This window comes from Streptomyces sp. NPDC093801 (genome assembly GCF_040701585.1).
GTDB lineage: Bacteria > Actinomycetota > Actinomycetes > Streptomycetales > Streptomycetaceae > Streptomyces.
In genome coordinates this window covers 179,973-195,668 of the sequence record NZ_JBFBDP010000018.1, presented here as the reverse complement: position 1 = coordinate 195,668, position 15,696 = coordinate 179,973, and the positions used below count along the sequence as shown (strand labels likewise).

The window sequence follows — 15,696 nt, the reverse complement described above, 5'->3', positions numbered from 1 at the left end:
CCAGTGGCTCCACACCTACAATCACCACCGCGGACACACCGCGCTCGCAGGCAAACCACCCGCCAGCCGCGTCCCCAACCTCACCGGGCAATACACCTAGCGCTTGCGCGACAGGGTGAGGCCGTCCGAGACGGCCAGCAGGACGGAGTCCATGCGGGTGTCCGCCATGACGTGTTCGTTGAACGCGCGGACGCTCGCACCCCTGCTGTCGGGCGACTCGTCGAGGACCGTCCCGTGGAAGAGGGTGTTGTCCGTGACGATCAGCCCGCCCGGCCGCATCCTCGGTACGAGTTCCTCCCAGTAGAGGATCTGGTTCTGCTTGTCCGCGTCGACGTAGGCCAGGTCGACGTGCGGTTCGGCAGGCATGGCGCGCAGCGTGTCCAGGGCGGGGGCGATGCGCAGGTCGATGCGGTCCGCGACCCCGGCCGCCGCCCAGGCCTCGCGGCCGTACGCGGTCCACTCCTCCGACACGTCGCAGGCGATCAGGCGGCCGTCCGCCGGGAGGGCCTGGGCCATGGACAGGGCGGAGAAGCCGGTGAAGGTGCCGACCTCCACGATGTGCTTCGCGCCCGTCAGCCGGACCAGGAAGGCCAGCAGCGGCCCCTGCTCCTCCGCCGACTGCATGCCGGCGGACTCGGGGAACTTCTCCCAGGTGGTGGCGACCAGCCCCCGCTGGAACTCGTCCAGCGGGGGGTTGTGCGCGAGGACGTAGCGGTAGAGCTCGTCGGTGATCTTGGTGCTGTTGCCCTTGGTCATGCGGTCAGTGTCGCAACCGCCCGGCCGAAGGAGCGGACGATCTCCTCACCGGCGAGTACACCGGCCTCGTGCAGGGCCGTGACGGTCGGCGCCGTCCACCCCGCGTCGGCCAGTTCGCCGTGTCCCGGCCGCCACGCCCGGTCGGCCGCCAGCAGCAGGTCGGCGTCGAGCAGCGAGTCCCCGGCGGCGAGGGTGGTGGTGGCGCCCGTGCGGCGGGCGACCTCGCGCATCGCGGCGCTCTTGGTCAGCGGGCGCGGCACCGCGTAGATCTTGCGGCCCTGGAGGGAGACGGTCCAGCCCCGCTCCTCGGCCCAGCGGGTGAGGGCCTTGAGCCACTCGTCGGGAACCAGCGCCCGCTCGACGACCAGGTACGCGAAGAGGTCCTCCGCGACCCGGGCCTTGCGCAGCCACTGCGGGTCGGACACGTCCAGCAGGTGCTGCTGGACCTCCTCCAGCGGGGCGCACTCCTCGGCGAGCCGCCGGGCCACCGCGCGCCGCCAGTCCCGGTCGGGCACCCCGTCCACCAGCAGCTGTCCGCCGTTGGCGCAGATCGCGTACGGGGCCGGGGGCCCGGGGAAGCGGATCCGCTGGTACTGCTTGCGCGTGCGGGTGGTGGTCGGGACGAAGACCGCCGCCGGGTCGGCGGCCAGTGCGGCGAGCAGCGCCGCCGCCGTCTCCGTCATGAAGGACAGCGGCCTGCCCTCGTGCACCTCGACGCACAGCAGCCGGGGGGCCTGCGGGTCGGGCATGGTCAGGCCGAGGGCGGCCGCCGAGTAGATGAGCGTGCGGTCGAGGTCACTGGCTACGAGGACGGTCACTTGGCTGCCACTGCCTTTCCGTCGGCGCCCGTGGCGCCGCGCGTGAAGCGGGGGTGGATGAGTCCTACACAGGTGTACGGGAGGTCGTCGACCTCTTCGACCGGCACGCCGCGCTGCCCGGCGAGCAGGCGGACGTGGTCCAGGTCGGAGCCGGCGCCGCGCTGGGCCAGGATCTTCCACGGCACGCGGCGCAGCAGCACGCGGGTGGTCTCGCCGACACCGGGCTTGACCAGGTTCACGTCGTGGATGCCGTACTCCTCGCTGATCCGCTCGACCGCGGCCCAGCCCACCCAGGTCGGGGTGCGGTCGGCGGCGAGGAGTTCCTTGACCTCGGCGTCGACGGCCTCGGCGACCTCGTCGAAGCGGGCGGCGACGGCGTCCACGAAGGCGCCCGAGACGTCGGCGCCGGCCAGCTCGCGGTAGAACTTCGCACCGTGGAAGTCGTCCGGGCCGACCAGGTCGGACCGGAGCACCGTGCGCGAGACCAGGCCGGAGACGGTGGAGTTCAGGCAGGCGGAGGGGATCAGGAAGTCCTCGCGGGTGCCGTACGTCCGCACGCAGGCGCCGGGGTCGGCGAGGACGACGATCTCCGGGTTGAAGCCGTCGAAGCCGGCCAGGGCCTCGCGCAGTTCGCGCGTGATGGCGCCCTTGCCGGTCCAGCCGTCCACGAAGACCACGTCGGCCGGGTCGTGGTGGGCGGCGAGCCAGCGCAGGGCGTTGGCGTCGATGCCGCGGCCGCGCACGATGGAGACGGCGTAGTGCGGCAGGTCCAGGCCGTGCCGGGCGGCGGCCCAGCGGCGCATCAGCACGCCGACGGGGGTTCCGGCGCGGGCCAGGGAGACCAGCACCGGGGACGGGGAGCGCTCGGCGAGCACGGTCTCGGTGACGGTGCCGACGGCGCGGGCCACGCGGGCGGCGGAGGCGGCCAGGGCGTCCTGGTAGAGCGTCTGGTAGTGCTCGGAGGGCTGGTACTCGACGGGCAGGGACTCGGCGTAGTGCGCGCCGCCCGCCTGGATGGCCTCCTCGCGCTCCTCGGTCGGGGCCTCCAGCTCGACGGCGGAGAGGTCCTGGAGCAGCCAGCCGACGTCCTCGGGGGCGTACGAGGAGAAGGCGGGCCCCCGCAGGGGCTCCGGCAGAGGCTCCGGCAGGGTCGGCTCGGACATGGTCGGCTCCTGCCGGTGGGGTGCGCCGGGTATGCCGGGCGCGTACGAGGGGACGACGGCCAGCACGACGCGGCCGGTGTGCGGGGCCAGGGCGGCGAGCAGCCCGGTGTGCAGGCCGGGGGTGTCGCCGGCGGAGTCCACGACGGCGACGACGGCGTCGAAGCCGGCGCCCGCGACGTTGTAGGCGTAGCGGTCGCCGGGGCCGTCGGCCGGAGCGTCGTGCGCGGGGAAGACGAGCCGGGTGCGGATGGCGTAGCCGGGGTCGTCGACGGCGAGGACGGGCGAGCGGGTGGTCGAGGAGAACCGCACCTCGGCCGCCGCCCCGGACTCCTCCAGGGCCGCCGCGAGGCGCAGCGGGGCGTACATCAGCTCCTCGTTGCCGAGGACGAGGACCCTGCCGGGCCGCTCGCCCAGCGGGGCGGCGACCTGCCGGGCGAGGGCGGGCAGGGCCGCCTCCAGCGCCTCGCGGTGGCCGGGCGTGAAGCCGTGCCGGCCCCCGTCGGGAACCCCGGCGGGCCACTCCAGGACGACCCGGGCGTACGGGACCCCTGCGGGGTCGCCCGCGGCGGGGAACCCGGCCGTGCCGGGGGTGCCCGGGGAGCCGCCTGCGGCGGGGTCGCTCGCAGCGGAGTCGCCCCCGGCAGGGGCACGCACGGCCGAGTCGCCCCCGGCACGGTCGCTCAGGACGGGGCCGCCCCCGGAGGCCGACGCGGCCGCGCGCCGCGGGTGACCGTCCCCGGCAGAGCCGCATGCGGCGAGGGCCCCGGACGTGCCGGGGGCGCCCGCGGGGCCGCCCCCGGAGGCCGTCCGCGCCGTGGCCTGGGCCTCGTGTTCCTCCACCAGGGCCTGGCCCCTGGCCAGGACCCCCTCCGGCAGGGAGACCGTGCCGGAGGCCAGGGCGACCAGGTCGACGCGGGCGCCCAGCTCGGCGGCGAAGGCGGTGAGGCGGTCCCGGTCGGCGGCGGAGCGCATGTCGACGAGGGCGACGACCACGTAGTGGCGGCGCGGGTGGCGGGCGTGCAGGTCGCGGATGGTGTTCAGGACGGTGTTGCCGGTGGAGAACTCGTCGTCGACCAGGACCAGCGGCCCGTCGCCCGCCAGCAGCTTCGGGTCCTCGGGCAGCAGCAGGTGCGAGGTGGCGTGCGAATGCGCCTCCTCGAAGCCGCCGGCGGGCCGCACCCCCGGCACCGGGCGGCGCGTGGAGTGCAGGTACGGGGCCGCGCCCAGGCCGTCGGCGACGCAGTGGCCGAGCCCGGTGGCGGTCTCGGCGTAGCCGAGGACCAGGGCGGAGGCGGCGCGGTCGCCGAGCAGCTCCCGGACCCGCTCACCGAGCCCGTACCCGGCGGCGTAGACGGTCGCGGGCGACTGCGGGACGTGCTTGCCCAGCACCTGGGAGACCAGCAGGTGGGCGCGCTTGGGGTTGCGCCGCAGTGCCAGCCCGAGCAGCTCGGCGAGCCGGGCCGCGCCCTCCGGGCCCCCGCCCTGCGGGCCCTCCAGGCGTACGCCCAGCCGCTGCGCCACCCAGGTCCCCGACCACTGCGCGTCGTTCGTCGTGCCCTTCATCGCCATCCTCGTCGTCCGCTGCGGCCCGCTCACAGCTGGAGCCCGGCCGTCAGGAGGTCGACGAAGCCGACCTCCTCCTTCGCCACACCGAAGACCTCGGCGCGCAGCATGGTGCGCTCGGCCCAGGCCCGGTGGGGCTTCACCTCGTTCATCTTGTTCGTGTAGGCGGACCGCATCACTCCGCCGCCGTCGCGCTCGGGCCGCAGGATGTCCTGGGCATCGCTGAACTCCTCGTGGGAGACCACCGACAGCGCGTGCACCGGCGTGACGTGGGCGGGGTGGATGCAGGTCTTGCCCAGCAGTCCGTTGGCGCGGTCCAGCTCGACCTCGCGCAGCAGCCCGTCCAGGTCGTGTTCGATCAGGGCGGTGCGCAGTTCCTCGACGCCCTCCTCCAGGAAGGGGCTGCGGCGCAGCTGCGGCTTGAAGAGGCGCTGCTGGCTGCGGAAGTACTCCCAGACGGGGCCGGTGACGGTGAAGCCGGTGCCGTCGGCGCGGCTGAGGACGTTGACCACGTCGGCGATGACGCCGGCCACGATCTGGACGTCGTACGCGGTCATGTCGGGGGTGCGGCGCAGTCCGTATACGGAGCAGAAGTCCGTGACGCCCAGGCGCAGGGCCAGGACCCGCTCGCGGTGGCGGTCGACGGTGCGCGAGATGCCGGCGAGGGCCCCGGCCCGGGTTTCGAGGTGGAGGAGGTCGGGGGTCTCCAGGACGGGCATGGCGTACAGCCGGGGCAGCCCGCTGACGGCCTCGGCGTGGGCCACGGCGTCGAGGAAGCCCGTTCCCCGGTCCTCCGTGAACTTCGGAAGGACGAATCCGGCCAGGTTCCGCGCGGATCCGCCGAGGCGGCGGACGAGGTCGGGTATCTGCTCGGGCGTGCGGACGCGGATGAAGAGGAGCGGGAGCTCCCCGGCGGCGGCGCCGTCCGCGCCGGGTCCGGCGTCGAGCTCCGCGAACTGGCGGACGAGGTTCTCCTCGCCGTCGACCACGTCGGCGTCGCTGATGGAATCCTCCAGGCAGAGGACCATCGAGACCACGCCGCGGCCGGCCTGCTTGCGGATGTCGGCGGCCAGGCGCGGCCGGGTGGCCGGGCTGTAGAGGGTGGCCCCGAGCGCGGCGGCGAGGGTACGGGCCGGGGAGGCCAGGGTGAACTCGGCGGGCTCCTGGTGGAAGAGGCCCTCACGGACCGTGGGCGATATGTGCCCGAAGTGACGCATGTGCTTCCCCCGTACTGCCTCAGAGGCCCGACTGGCGTGGCCGGTAATAGTACGTACGAACGTGAGTCAAGAGTTCCTCAAGCACATGAAGTTCCGGTAACCCTCTCGCACAATGCCCAGCTCCACCGTTCCGGACAAGGCCCTACGGGGGGCCGCATTGTTCCTCCCCCGCCCGGGAGGGCAGGATGACGGGCATGACGCACGCGATGCAGAAGGGCTCGAACATCCCGGTGGCCGCCACGGCGGTCCGGGCGGTGCTGCGCTGGACCACCGGGCCCGAGGTGCCGGACGTGGACGCCTCCGCGCTGCTCGTGGGGGCGGACGGGCGCGTGCGCTCGGACGAGGACTTCGTGTTCTACAACCAGCCCCGCCACCCCTCGGGGTCCGTCTGGCGCCTGGGCAAGAAGCAGGTGGGCGACGGGGTGACCGACGCGGTCCAGGCGGATCTGCGGGCCGTCCCCCCGGTCGTGGACCGGATCCTGGTGGTGGCCTCCGCCGAGGACGTGCCCTTCCAGCGGGTCCACGACCTGCGGATCCAGCTCTACGACGCCTCCCCCGGCGCCGGGGCGGAACCGCTGGCCCACTTCGACGTGCGTCCGGAGACCGGCGCCGAGACGGCGCTGATGTGCGGCGAGCTCTACCGCCGGGGCGAGGGGTGGAAGTTCCGCGCGCTGGGCGAGGGCTACTCCAACGGCCTGGTGGGGCTGGCGACGGACCACGGGATCTCCGTCGACGAGAACGCCGGCGAGGCCGCCGAGGGCGCCCCCGCGGCTCCCCCGGCCGCCGTGGGGGCCGGGGACGACCGGACGGCCGCCATGCGCCCGCCGGCGCCCGCCCCGGCCACCCAGGCCCCGCCGCCCGTCCAGCCCGCCTACGGCTACCCGCAGCAGGTCTCCCCGGTGCCCGTGCCGGCGCCGGGCGGGGACCCGTCGTTCCGGCTGCCGGTGCAGGGCCCGCAGTTCATCCGCCGCTGACGGCCGGGGCGGCACCGTCCGCCGGGGCTCAGGCCTTCGTCTTGTAGCCCCGGCCCCACTGGAGGCCCCAGCCGTACAGCCGGTCCAGCTCGGCCTGGAACCCGTACACGAACTTCACCTCGCGGCGGACGACCAGCTCGCCCTTGACGTTCTGGAGGGAGACCACCGCGCAGGAGCGCGCCTGCGGGTGGCGCTCCTCCAGGGGGATCTCGATCCTCGGGCCCGCGGTCGGGTAGAGGGTGACCAGGGCGTGCGTGCGGTCGAAGGCCGGGGTCTGGTCGTAGATGTAGACGAAGACCAGCAGCCGCTTGATCTGGTCGGCGTGGTCGAGGTTGACGTAGAGGGTCTCCCCGGAGGGGGAGCCGAACCGGTCGTCCCCGCTGAGCTTCACGTACGGCGGATCGTTGAGGTCGCCGAGCAGGTTGCCCAGCGGCTGCACGGCGCCGCGGGTGCCGTCCGCCAGCTCGTACAGGCACCCCATGTCGAGGTCGACGTTGACCATGCCCTGGGTGTGCGCCTGCACCATGTCGGGCTTGAAGAGCTTGAACGGGTGGCGGAAGAGCTGCCCGCTCTGGCCGGAGCGGCCGCCGATGTCCGAGGTCCGCATCCGCCAGGAGAGGTTCACCCGGAGGTTGCCGTGGACGGCCTGCTGTTTGGTGAGCGAGACCGTCGGCTGCCGTTTGGTCAGCTCGATGGCGTTCGACGAGGCGTTGCCCGAGTCGAACCGCATGGCGCGGGCGCCCCTGACCCCGTCGAAGAACCCGTCGAAGAACCCCATGTACCCCAACCCCCCTGGTCGGTCCGTGCGCGGATATGCCGCGGGGCGGCCGCGCGGGTCCGTGGGATCCGCGCGGCCGCCCCGCCGATGAAGAGACGGCTCTCGTAGGAGCGTTCCGCAATCGGGGCCGGGTCACACCCCGGCGCCGACCTCCGCGGGCTCTCCGTCGCCGCCCTCGGCCTCCAGCCGCTTGTTGCGGCGCACGGAGGACCAGAAGGACCAGGCGATCAGCACGACGCCGACGAGGCCCGTGATGACCTCGTTGATCTCGTACTGGATGGTGACGAGCAGGATCACGGCGAGGGCGCCGATGGCGTAGTGCGCGCCGTGCTCCAGGTAGACGTAGTCGTCGAGGGTGCCCTGGCGGACCAGGTAGACCGTGAGCGACCGGACGTACATGGCACCGATGCCGAGGCCGAGGGCCATGAGCACGATGTCGTTGGTGATGGCGAAGGCGCCGATGACCCCGTCGAAGGAGAAGGAGGCGTCGAGGACCTCCAGGTAGAGGAACATGAAGAACGCGGCCTTGCCGGCCATCGCGACGGCCGAGACGGGCGTGCCGCTCTTCTTGGCCGCTTCCTCCGCCTCGTGCTCGGCCTCCTCCTCTTCTTCCAGCCTGTTCTCGAAGTAGCCGGAGAGGCCGCCGACGATCATGTAGGTGATCAGGCCGAGGACGCCGGAGACCAGGACGGTCTGCGCCTTGTCCACGTGGGCCCCGCCGTGCTGGTGGGCCTGGGTGGCGAAGGTCATCGAGGTGATGACCAGGACGATCAGCGCGATGCACGCGGACAGCATGTCGATCTTGCCGAGCTTGGCGAGCGGGCGCTCCAGCCAGGCGAGCCACTTGATGTCGCGGTCCTCGAAGATGAAGTCGAGGAAGATCATCAGCAGGAACATGCCGCCGAAGGCGGCGATGGACGGGTGGGCGTCCGTGACGAGCTGCTGGTACTGCTCCTTGTCGTTCAGCGCCAGATTGACCGCGTCGATCGGGCCGATCTTGGCGCTGATCGCCACGATCACGACGGGGAAGACCAGGCGCATGCCGAACACGGCGATGAGGACGCCGACCGTGAGGAAGATCTTCTGCCAGAAGGCATTCATCTTCTTCAGGATTCCGGCGTTGACCACCGCATTGTCGAAGGACAGCGAGATCTCGAGGATCGTCAGGATCGCCACGATCCCAAAAGCGGTCCACCCCCCGTAGAACACCGCTGCGACCAGACCGAGCGCAGTGACTGCGAACGACCAGCCGAAGGTTTTGAGAACCACTGGCACCCCATCGTCTTGTACGGCTTTACGAAACGTTGACCCCGAAGTCTAGAGCGATGCCCCGCAGGCCCGACGCGTACCCCTGTCCCACCGCACGGAACTTCCACTCGCCCCCGTAGCGGTAGACCTCCCCGAAGATCATCGCCGTTTCGCTGGAGGCGTCCTCGGTCAGGTCGTAGCGGGCGAGTTCCTGGTCGTCCGCCATGTTCACCACACGGATGAAGGCGTTGCTGACCTGGCCGAAGCTCTGCCGGCGGCTGTCCGCATCGTGGATGGAGACGGGGAAGACGATCTTGTCGACCTGGGCCGGGACCTTCGCGAGGTCGATGATGATCGACTCGTCGTCGCCCTCGCCCTCGCCGGTGAGGTTGTCGCCGGTGTGTTCGACGGAGCCCTCGGGGCTCTTCAGGTTGTTGTAGAAGACGAAGTACTGGTCGCCGAGCACCCGGCCGTCACGGCAGAGCAGCGCGCTGGCGTCGAGGTCGAAGTCGGCCCCCGTGGTCGAGCGCGCGTCCCATCCGAGGCCGATCAGAACCCGGGTGAGGTTCGGTGCCTGCTTGGACAGGGAGACGTTGCCCCCCTTGGCGAGTGTGACGCCCATGATGTGGTCCTCCCCGAACGACGTGGTGATGGTGGCCCCGCCACCCGGCTCCATGGTGGCAAAGCCGGTCCGGCGCCGTACACAGAGGTGCACGGCGCCGGACGGACGAACTTTTCTCGGCTCAGACGTTGACGCCGAAGTCCTGCGCGATACCGCGCAGACCGGAGGCGTAGCCCTGGCCGATGGCGCGGAACTTCCACTCCGCGCCGTTGCGGTACAGCTCGCCGAAGACCATGGCGGTCTCGGTGGAGGCGTCCTCGGAGAGGTCGTAGCGGGCGAGCTCGGTGTTGTCGGCCTGGTTCACGACGCGGATGTAGGCGTTGCGGACCTGGCCGAAGCTCTGCTGGCGGCTCTCGGCCTCGTAGATGGAGACCGGGAAGACGATCTTGGCCACGTCGGCGGGGACGCCGGCCAGGTTGACCTTGATCGCCTCGTCGTCGCCCTCGCCCTCGCCGGTCAGGTTGTCACCGGTGTGCTCGACCGAGCCGTCCGGGCTCTTCAGGTTGTTGAAGAACACGAAGTTCGAGTCGGTGGCGACCTTGCCCTGGTCGTTGGTCAGGATCGCGCTGGCGTCGAGGTCGAAGTCGACACCGGTGGTGGTGCGGGCGTCCCAGCCCAGACCGACGATGACCGCCGTCAGGTTGGGCGCGGCCTTGGTCAGCGAGACGTTGCCGCCCTTGCTGAGGCTGACTCCCACGAGTCCTCCATTGGTGTGTGTGGGGCGGTGCCCCGCGTGCGTTGCTAACGGATCAACGTTTCGATCCTAGTGACGGGTTCCCGCCCGCAGGCGGTTTTCACGGCGAACCCGTCCGGGGGTCCTCAGAGGCTGTCGAGGGCCTTGATGTACTCGTTCAGGTCACGCGCGTCGGGCAGCCCGTTGACGACGCTCCAGCGCACGACGCCGTCCTTGTCGATGACGAAGGTGCCGCGGACCGCGCAGCCCTTCTCCTCGTCGAAGACGCCGTACGCGCGGGACGTCTCCCCGTGCGGCCAGAAGTCGGAGAGCAGCGGGTACTCCAGGCCCTCCTGGTCGGCGAAGACGCGCAGGGTCGGCACGGAGTCGTTGGAGACGGCCAGCAGCTGGACGTCGTCGTTCTGGAAGCGGGGCAGCTGGTCGCGCAGCTCGCAGAGCTCGCCGGTGCACACGCCGGTGAAGGCGAACGGGTAGAAGAGCAGCACCACGGCCTTCTCCCCCCGGAAGTCGGAGAGCCGCACGGTGGCGCCGTGGTTGTCCTTGAGCTCGAAGTCCGGGGCCTTGTGTCCGACCTCGATCGCCATCTCTCGCATCCCTTCGTTCCTGCGGTCCCGCACGGGGCCGTTCGGGTGAGACCCACCCTAAGGCCGGTCCCGGCCGATCGGGCCGCCGACGGGACGCGGCGCGCCGCGGCGGGTGCGGCCGGCGCGGCGAGCGCGGCCCGGAACGCGCACACCCCGCCGGGCCCGGTGTGATCCGGGCCGGCGGGGTGTGCGTCCCACTTGGCTGCGGGGAGCGGCTCAGCGCTTGGACTTGGCCGCCTTCGGCGTCACCAGCTTGGTGGAGGTCCACTCCTTGCCGACGGGCAGGCCCTTGGCCAGCGAGAGACCGGCGGTCTCGGCGGCCTCGCTGATGTCGCTGGCCTCGACGTAGCCGTCACGGCCCGTCTTGGGGGTCAGCAGCAGGATCAGTGCGCCGTCCTCGACCAGCTCGGTCGCATCGACCAGGGCGTCCGTCAGATCGCCGTCCTCGTCGCGGAACCACAGCAGCACCGCGTCGGCGACGTCGTCGTAGTCCTCGTCGGCGAGCTCACTGACGAGGTCCTCGACGGTTTCACGGAATTCCTGATCGACGTCCTCGTCGTAGCCGATCTCCTGGACCACCTGTTCGGACTGGAAACCCAGCCGGGCGGCCAGGCTCTCCGCGTGGTCCGCGGTCGCGCTCACGGGGTGCCTCCTGCTCATGTTCGGTGAATGTCTTTCGGCGGCGCGCGTACGCGCAGCATTGGGCGTAGTCCACACGGGCGCGGCGGATCGCGCAAGTACCCGGCCGCCGAGACCGTCGAAACGGTGACGATTGCGGCCGTCTCGCCGCAACTTTGCCGTACGTTTCAGGGTTCCCGAGGGGACCACCGGTGATTCATCCCACACCATTCCGGCTCATTCGGCATCGCAGAGGACTTTCCTACCTGTTTGAGGGACGAACGGCCTTACGAACCCGGTGATCGTCCTGCGCGTAAGGTTGCGATTTGGCCCCGTCGCGTCCAGGACCGGCACGGCCCGCCCGGCGCTCCTTCCCCGCTCCAGGTGTTACCCAGTGGTAGAGGTGAAGATTTCGCCCGGGCGTAAGACCATGGGAGGCGGCGACCCAAGGCACGACTCCCCCTGACAGCGAAGGAACAGCGTGGCTTCCGCATCCGATCGCAATCCGATCATCATTGGCGGCCTGCCGAGCCAGGTCCCGGACTTCGACCCGGAGGAGACCAGGGAGTGGCTCGACTCCCTGGACGCCGCCGTCGACGAGCGGGGCCGCGAGCGCGCCCGCTACCTGATGCTGCGACTGATCGAGCGGGCCCGCGAGAGGCGCGTGGCCGTCCCCGAGATGCGCTCCACGGACTACGTCAACACCATCGCCACGAAGGACGAGCCCTTCTTCCCCGGCAACGAGGAGATCGAGCGCAAGGTCCTCAACGCCACCCGCTGGAACGCGGCCGTCATGGTCTCGCGCGCCCAGCGCCCGGGGATCGGCGTCGGCGGGCACATCGCCACCTTCGCCTCCTCCGCCTCCCTCTACGACGTGGGCTTCAACCACTTCTTCCGGGGCAAGGACGAGGGCGACGGCGGCGACCAGATCTTCTTCCAGGGCCACGCCTCCCCCGGCATCTACGCCCGCGCCTACCTCCTCGACCGGCTCACGGAGCAGCAGCTCGACGCGTTCCGCCAGGAGAAGTCGAAGGCCCCGTACGGCCTGTCGAGCTACCCGCACCCGCGGCTGATGCCGGACTTCTGGGAGTTCCCGACCGTCTCGATGGGCCTCGGCCCGCTCGGCGCGATCTACCAGGCCCGGATGAACCGGTACATGGAGGCCCGCGGGATCGCCGACACCTCCCGGTCCCACGTCTGGGCGTACCTCGGCGACGGCGAGATGGACGAGCCGGAGTCGCTCGGCCAGCTGTCCCTCGCCGCCCGCGAGGGCCTGGACAACCTGACCTTCGTCGTCAACTGCAACCTCCAGCGCCTCGACGGCCCGGTGCGCGGCAACGGCAAGATCATCCAGGAGCTGGAGTCGATCTTCCGCGGCGCCGGCTGGAACGTGATCAAGCTGATCTGGGACCGCTCCTGGGACCCGCTGCTGGCGCAGGACCGCGACGGCATCCTGGTCAACAAGATGAACTCCACCCCCGACGGGCAGTTCCAGACGTACGCCACCGAGTCGGGCGCGTACATCCGCGAGCACTTCTTCGGCGGCGACCAGCGGCTGCGCGCGATGGTCGAGAACATGACCGACCGGCAGATCCAGCACCTGGGCCGCGGCGGCCACGACCACAAGAAGGTCTACGCGGCCTACGCGGCGGCCAAGGCCCACAAGGGCCAGCCGACGGTGATCCTGGCGCAGACGGTCAAGGGCTGGACCCTCGGCCCGAACTTCGAGGGCCGCAACGCCACGCACCAGATGAAGAAGCTGACGGTCGACGACCTCAAGCGCTTCCGCGACCGGCTGCACATCCCGATCACCGACGCGCAGCTGGAGAGCGGCGCCCCGCCGTACTACCACCCGGGCCGCAACTCGCCCGAGATCCAGTACATGCACGACCAGCGCAGCGCCCACGGCGGGTACGTGCCCACCCGCGTGGTCCGCGCGAAGCCGCTGGCCCTGCCGGACGACAAGGCCTACGCGGCCGCCAAGAAGGGCTCGGGCCAGCAGTCGATCGCCACCACGATGGCCTTCGTCCGCATCCTGAAGGACCTCATGCGGGACAAGGAGATCGGCAAGCGCTTCGTGCTGATCGCGCCCGACGAGTACCGCACCTTCGGCATGGACGCCTTCTTCCCGAGCGCCAAGATCTACAACCCGCTGGGCCAGCAGTACGAGGCGGTCGACCGCGACCTGCTCCTCGCCTACAAGGAGTCCCCGACCGGCCAGATGCTGCACGACGGCATCTCGGAGGCCGGCTGCACGGCCTCGCTGATCGCCGCGGGTTCGGCGTACGCGACGCACGGCGAGCCGCTGATCCCGGTCTACGTCTTCTACTCGATGTTCGGATTCCAGCGGACGGGTGACCAGTTCTGGCAGATGGCCGACCAGTTGGCGCGCGGTTTCGTCCTGGGTGCGACCGCCGGCCGGACCACCCTGACGGGTGAGGGACTCCAGCACGCCGACGGCCACTCCCAGCTGCTGGCGTCGACCAACCCGGGCTGCGTGGCGTACGACCCGGCCTACGGCTACGAGATCGCGCACATCGTCAAGGACGGCCTGCGGCGCATGTACGGCCCGACGGAGACGGACGAGCCGGGCGAGGACGTCTTCTACTACCTGACCGTCTACAACGAGCCGATCCGGCACCCGGCCGAGCCGGCGGACGTCGACGTGGACGGCATCCTCAAGGGCATCCACCGCGTCTCGCAGGGCACCTCGGGCGCCATCGGGGCGCAGATCATGGCCTCGGGCGTGGCCGTGCCCTGGGCGCTGGAGGCGCAGCGGATCCTGGCCGAGGAGTGGAACGTCCGGGCGGACGTCTGGTCGGCGACCTCCTGGAACGAGCTGCGCCGCGAGGCCGTCGCGGTGGAGGAGCACAACCTGCTCCACCCGGAGGAGGAGCAGCGCGTCCCGTACGTGACCCGGAAGCTGTCGGGCGCGGAGGGGCCGTTCGTGGCGGTCTCGGACTGGATGCGCGCGGTGCCGGACCAGATCGCGCGCTGGGTGCCGGGGACGTACACCTCGCTGGGCGCGGACGGTTTCGGCTTCGCCGACACCCGCGGCGCGGCGCGGCGCTTCTTCCACATCGACGCCCAGTCGGTGGTCCTGGCCACGCTCACCGAGCTCGCCCGTGAGGGGAAGATCGACCGCTCGGCGCTGAAGCAGGCCGTCGACCGGTACCAGCTGCTGGACGTCGCGGCCGCCGACCCGGGTGCGGCGGGCGGGGACGCCTAGCCGCGGCGGGACGGACGCGGGAGGAATCACTCTTCCGTGGGGGCGTTGGGACACCTGTCCCAACGCCCCCTTCCGTTGTCCCTACGATGATCCGCATGAAGGAAACCTCCCGCCAGGCGCGGTGGGAGCGCCGTACTCAGGTCCCCCTGCTGGTGCTCGCCGTGGCTTTCGCCGTCGCCTACGCCGTGCCCATCGTCGCGCCGGACGCGGGAGAGGGGGTGCACCGGGCCTGCACCCACGCGGAGTGGGCGGTGTGGGCGGCCTTCGCGGTGGACTACGTGGTGCGGCTGGGGCTGTCGGGGAACCGGAAGGTCTTCGTGCGGACGCACTGGCTGGACCTGGCCGCGGTGGTGCTGCCGCTGGTGCAGCCGCTGCGGCTGCTGCGGCTGGTGGCGACCCTGATGCTGGTGGGGCGGCGGGCGCGGATGGCCCCGCAGATCCGGCTGACCACGTACGTGGCGGGTGCCGTGGTCGGACTGCTGATGTTCGGCTCGCTCGCGGTACTGAGCGTGGAGCGGGACGCGCCGAACGGGAACATCAAGAACCTGGGCGACGCGGTGTGGTGGTCCTTCACCACCATGACCACGGTCGGGTACGGGGACCACTCCCCCACCACCGGGCTGGGCCGGGTCCTGGCGGTGGGGCTGATGCTGTCGGGGATCGCCCTGCTCGGTGTGGTGACCGCCAACATCGCCGCCTGGTTCATCGCCCGTTTCGAGCGCGACGACCAGGTGGAGCGGCTCCAGCTGGCGGCCGTCCGGGAACTCCAGGAGGAGGTGCGGGCACTGCGGGCCGAGGTCGCGCGGCTGGGCCACGGCTCCCGGTGCGCGATGCCCGCCCAGACCGCCCCGGGGCCCGGGCCGGCCGCCGGCCGGGCGGGGCCTACCGCTCCCACACCTTGAACGCCCTGACCTGGTACGGGGACTGGGGCAGCCAGACCCCGTCACCCGGGTAGGTCTGGAACTCGCCGGTCTCCGCGCACTCGGCCGACTGGTACGTGGTCACCGGGCGCCCCGTGCGGTTGACGAGGGCCTGGAACCCCGCCTTGCCGGGCAGCGGCGGCAGCGTGATGCAGCTGTTGATGTCGAGGGTGCTGAGGTCGTAGGTCTGCCTGGTGCCCTTGAAGTCGGGTTTCGCCCACAGGCACAGCTCTCCCGTGGCGCAGGGCGGGGCCCCGGCGGCGTGGGCGCCGCCGGCGGTGGACGGGATGAGGGCGCAGGCGGCCAGGAGGGCGGCGGCGAGGGTGGTGGCGCGTGCGGTGCTCCACGTACGCATGACGGGGTCAACTCCTTGTGGACGTACGGGCCCCGGACCGTTTCCGAGGACTCCGTGACACCACGCTGACCTGCGACGACGTACGAGCGGAAGGGGCCGCGGGCGGGTCCACCCTGATAGGCGACAGCCCCGCCGCGGGGCTGCGGCGGGGCTGTGG

The 15,696-nt window shown here is 71.4% G+C and carries 14 protein-coding genes; 3 read left to right on the top strand and 11 right to left on the bottom strand.

Features of this window, described 5'->3' with window-relative positions; genetic code table 11:
• Nucleotides 1-96: 96 nt before the first annotated feature.
• Genes AB0469_RS22320 through AB0469_RS22305 form a run of 4 tightly spaced genes read right to left on the bottom strand, consistent with a single transcriptional unit; the run spans nt 97 to nt 5,517 of the window.
• Nucleotides 97-756 (bottom strand): O-methyltransferase, encoded by a 660-nt coding sequence (locus AB0469_RS22320; RefSeq protein WP_366453152.1) that lies wholly within the window; start codon nt 754-756, stop codon nt 97-99.
• Complete coding sequence (locus AB0469_RS22315) at nt 753-1,574, bottom strand: HAD family hydrolase (RefSeq protein ID WP_366453151.1); 822 nt, start codon at nt 1,572-1,574, stop codon at nt 753-755. The genes AB0469_RS22320 and AB0469_RS22315 overlap by 4 nt, the downstream gene beginning before the upstream one ends.
• Nucleotides 1,571-4,300, bottom strand: a complete 2,730-nt coding sequence (locus AB0469_RS22310; RefSeq protein WP_366453150.1) for a phosphoribosyltransferase — start codon at nt 4,298-4,300, stop codon at nt 1,571-1,573. Before AB0469_RS22310 ends, AB0469_RS22315 begins: the two co-directional genes overlap by 4 nt.
• 29 nt (nt 4,301-4,329) lie before the next feature.
• Complete coding sequence (locus AB0469_RS22305) at nt 4,330-5,517, bottom strand: HpcH/HpaI aldolase/citrate lyase family protein (protein WP_366453149.1); 1,188 nt, start codon at nt 5,515-5,517, stop codon at nt 4,330-4,332.
• A 194-nt stretch (nt 5,518-5,711) separates the two neighbouring features.
• On the opposite strand from AB0469_RS22305, the gene AB0469_RS22300 reads away from it, so the two are divergent.
• The gene (locus AB0469_RS22300) at nt 5,712-6,491 is read left to right on the top strand and encodes a TerD family protein (protein ID WP_366453148.1); all 780 of its coding nucleotides are present in this window, start codon (nt 5,712-5,714) and stop codon (nt 6,489-6,491) included.
• A 28-nt stretch (nt 6,492-6,519) separates the two neighbouring features.
• Here AB0469_RS22300 and AB0469_RS22295 read toward each other — a convergent pair whose 3' ends face one another.
• The 6 genes from AB0469_RS22295 to AB0469_RS22270 all read right to left on the bottom strand — a co-directional run bounded on the left by AB0469_RS22295 (nt 6,520) and on the right by AB0469_RS22270 (nt 11,059).
• The gene (locus AB0469_RS22295) at nt 6,520-7,269 is read right to left on the bottom strand and encodes a Tellurium resistance (protein WP_366453147.1); all 750 of its coding nucleotides are present in this window, start codon (nt 7,267-7,269) and stop codon (nt 6,520-6,522) included.
• Between the two features lie 132 nt (nt 7,270-7,401).
• The gene (locus tag AB0469_RS22290; RefSeq protein ID WP_366453146.1) at nt 7,402-8,538 is read right to left on the bottom strand and encodes a DUF475 domain-containing protein; all 1,137 of its coding nucleotides are present in this window, start codon (nt 8,536-8,538) and stop codon (nt 7,402-7,404) included.
• Nucleotides 8,539-8,563: 25 nt separating this feature from the next.
• The gene (locus AB0469_RS22285) at nt 8,564-9,139 is read right to left on the bottom strand and encodes a TerD family protein (protein WP_366453145.1); all 576 of its coding nucleotides are present in this window, start codon (nt 9,137-9,139) and stop codon (nt 8,564-8,566) included.
• Between the two features lie 121 nt (nt 9,140-9,260).
• A complete protein-coding gene (locus AB0469_RS22280; RefSeq protein ID WP_366453144.1) occupies nt 9,261-9,836 on the bottom strand; it encodes a TerD family protein in 576 nt (191 codons plus the stop codon).
• Between the two features lie 122 nt (nt 9,837-9,958).
• Nucleotides 9,959-10,417: a peroxiredoxin gene (locus AB0469_RS22275; RefSeq protein WP_366453158.1), complete on the bottom strand. Its 459-nt coding sequence runs from the start codon at nt 10,415-10,417 to the stop codon at nt 9,959-9,961.
• A gap of 216 nt (nt 10,418-10,633) precedes the next feature.
• Nucleotides 10,634-11,059 (bottom strand): DUF3052 domain-containing protein, encoded by a 426-nt coding sequence (locus AB0469_RS22270; protein ID WP_042819086.1) that lies wholly within the window; start codon nt 11,057-11,059, stop codon nt 10,634-10,636.
• Nucleotides 11,060-11,516: 457 nt separating this feature from the next.
• On the opposite strand from AB0469_RS22270, the gene aceE reads away from it, so the two are divergent.
• Both aceE and AB0469_RS22260 read left to right on the top strand, forming a co-directional pair.
• Complete coding sequence (gene aceE / locus AB0469_RS22265; protein ID WP_366453143.1) at nt 11,517-14,264, top strand: pyruvate dehydrogenase (acetyl-transferring), homodimeric type; 2,748 nt, start codon at nt 11,517-11,519, stop codon at nt 14,262-14,264.
• Between the two features lie 95 nt (nt 14,265-14,359).
• A complete protein-coding gene (locus AB0469_RS22260; protein ID WP_366453142.1) occupies nt 14,360-15,166 on the top strand; it encodes a potassium channel family protein in 807 nt (268 codons plus the stop codon).
• Here AB0469_RS22260 and AB0469_RS22255 read toward each other — a convergent pair.
• Nucleotides 15,147-15,539: a peptidase inhibitor family I36 protein gene (locus AB0469_RS22255; RefSeq protein ID WP_366453141.1), complete on the bottom strand. Its 393-nt coding sequence runs from the start codon at nt 15,537-15,539 to the stop codon at nt 15,147-15,149. The genes AB0469_RS22260 and AB0469_RS22255 overlap by 20 nt on opposite strands.
• Nucleotides 15,540-15,696 lie beyond the last annotated feature (157 nt).

Coding starts and splice junctions, on each gene's coding strand:
- AB0469_RS22320 (WP_366453152.1), bottom strand. CDS start 756: ATGACCAAGGGCAACAGCACCAAGATCACCGACGAGCTCTACCGCTAC.
- AB0469_RS22310 (WP_366453150.1), bottom strand. CDS start 4,300: ATGAAGGGCACGACGAACGACGCGCAGTGGTCGGGGACCTGGGTGGCG.
- AB0469_RS22305 (WP_366453149.1), bottom strand. CDS start 5,517: ATGCGTCACTTCGGGCACATATCGCCCACGGTCCGTGAGGGCCTCTTC.
- AB0469_RS22300 (WP_366453148.1), top strand. CDS start 5,712: ATGACGCACGCGATGCAGAAGGGCTCGAACATCCCGGTGGCCGCCACG.
- AB0469_RS22295 (WP_366453147.1), bottom strand. CDS start 7,269: ATGGGGTTCTTCGACGGGTTCTTCGACGGGGTCAGGGGCGCCCGCGCC.
- AB0469_RS22285 (WP_366453145.1), bottom strand. CDS start 9,139: ATGGGCGTCACACTCGCCAAGGGGGGCAACGTCTCCCTGTCCAAGCAG.
- AB0469_RS22275 (WP_366453158.1), bottom strand. CDS start 10,417: ATGGCGATCGAGGTCGGACACAAGGCCCCGGACTTCGAGCTCAAGGAC.
- AB0469_RS22260 (WP_366453142.1), top strand. CDS start 14,360: ATGAAGGAAACCTCCCGCCAGGCGCGGTGGGAGCGCCGTACTCAGGTC.
- AB0469_RS22255 (WP_366453141.1), bottom strand. CDS start 15,539: ATGCGTACGTGGAGCACCGCACGCGCCACCACCCTCGCCGCCGCCCTC.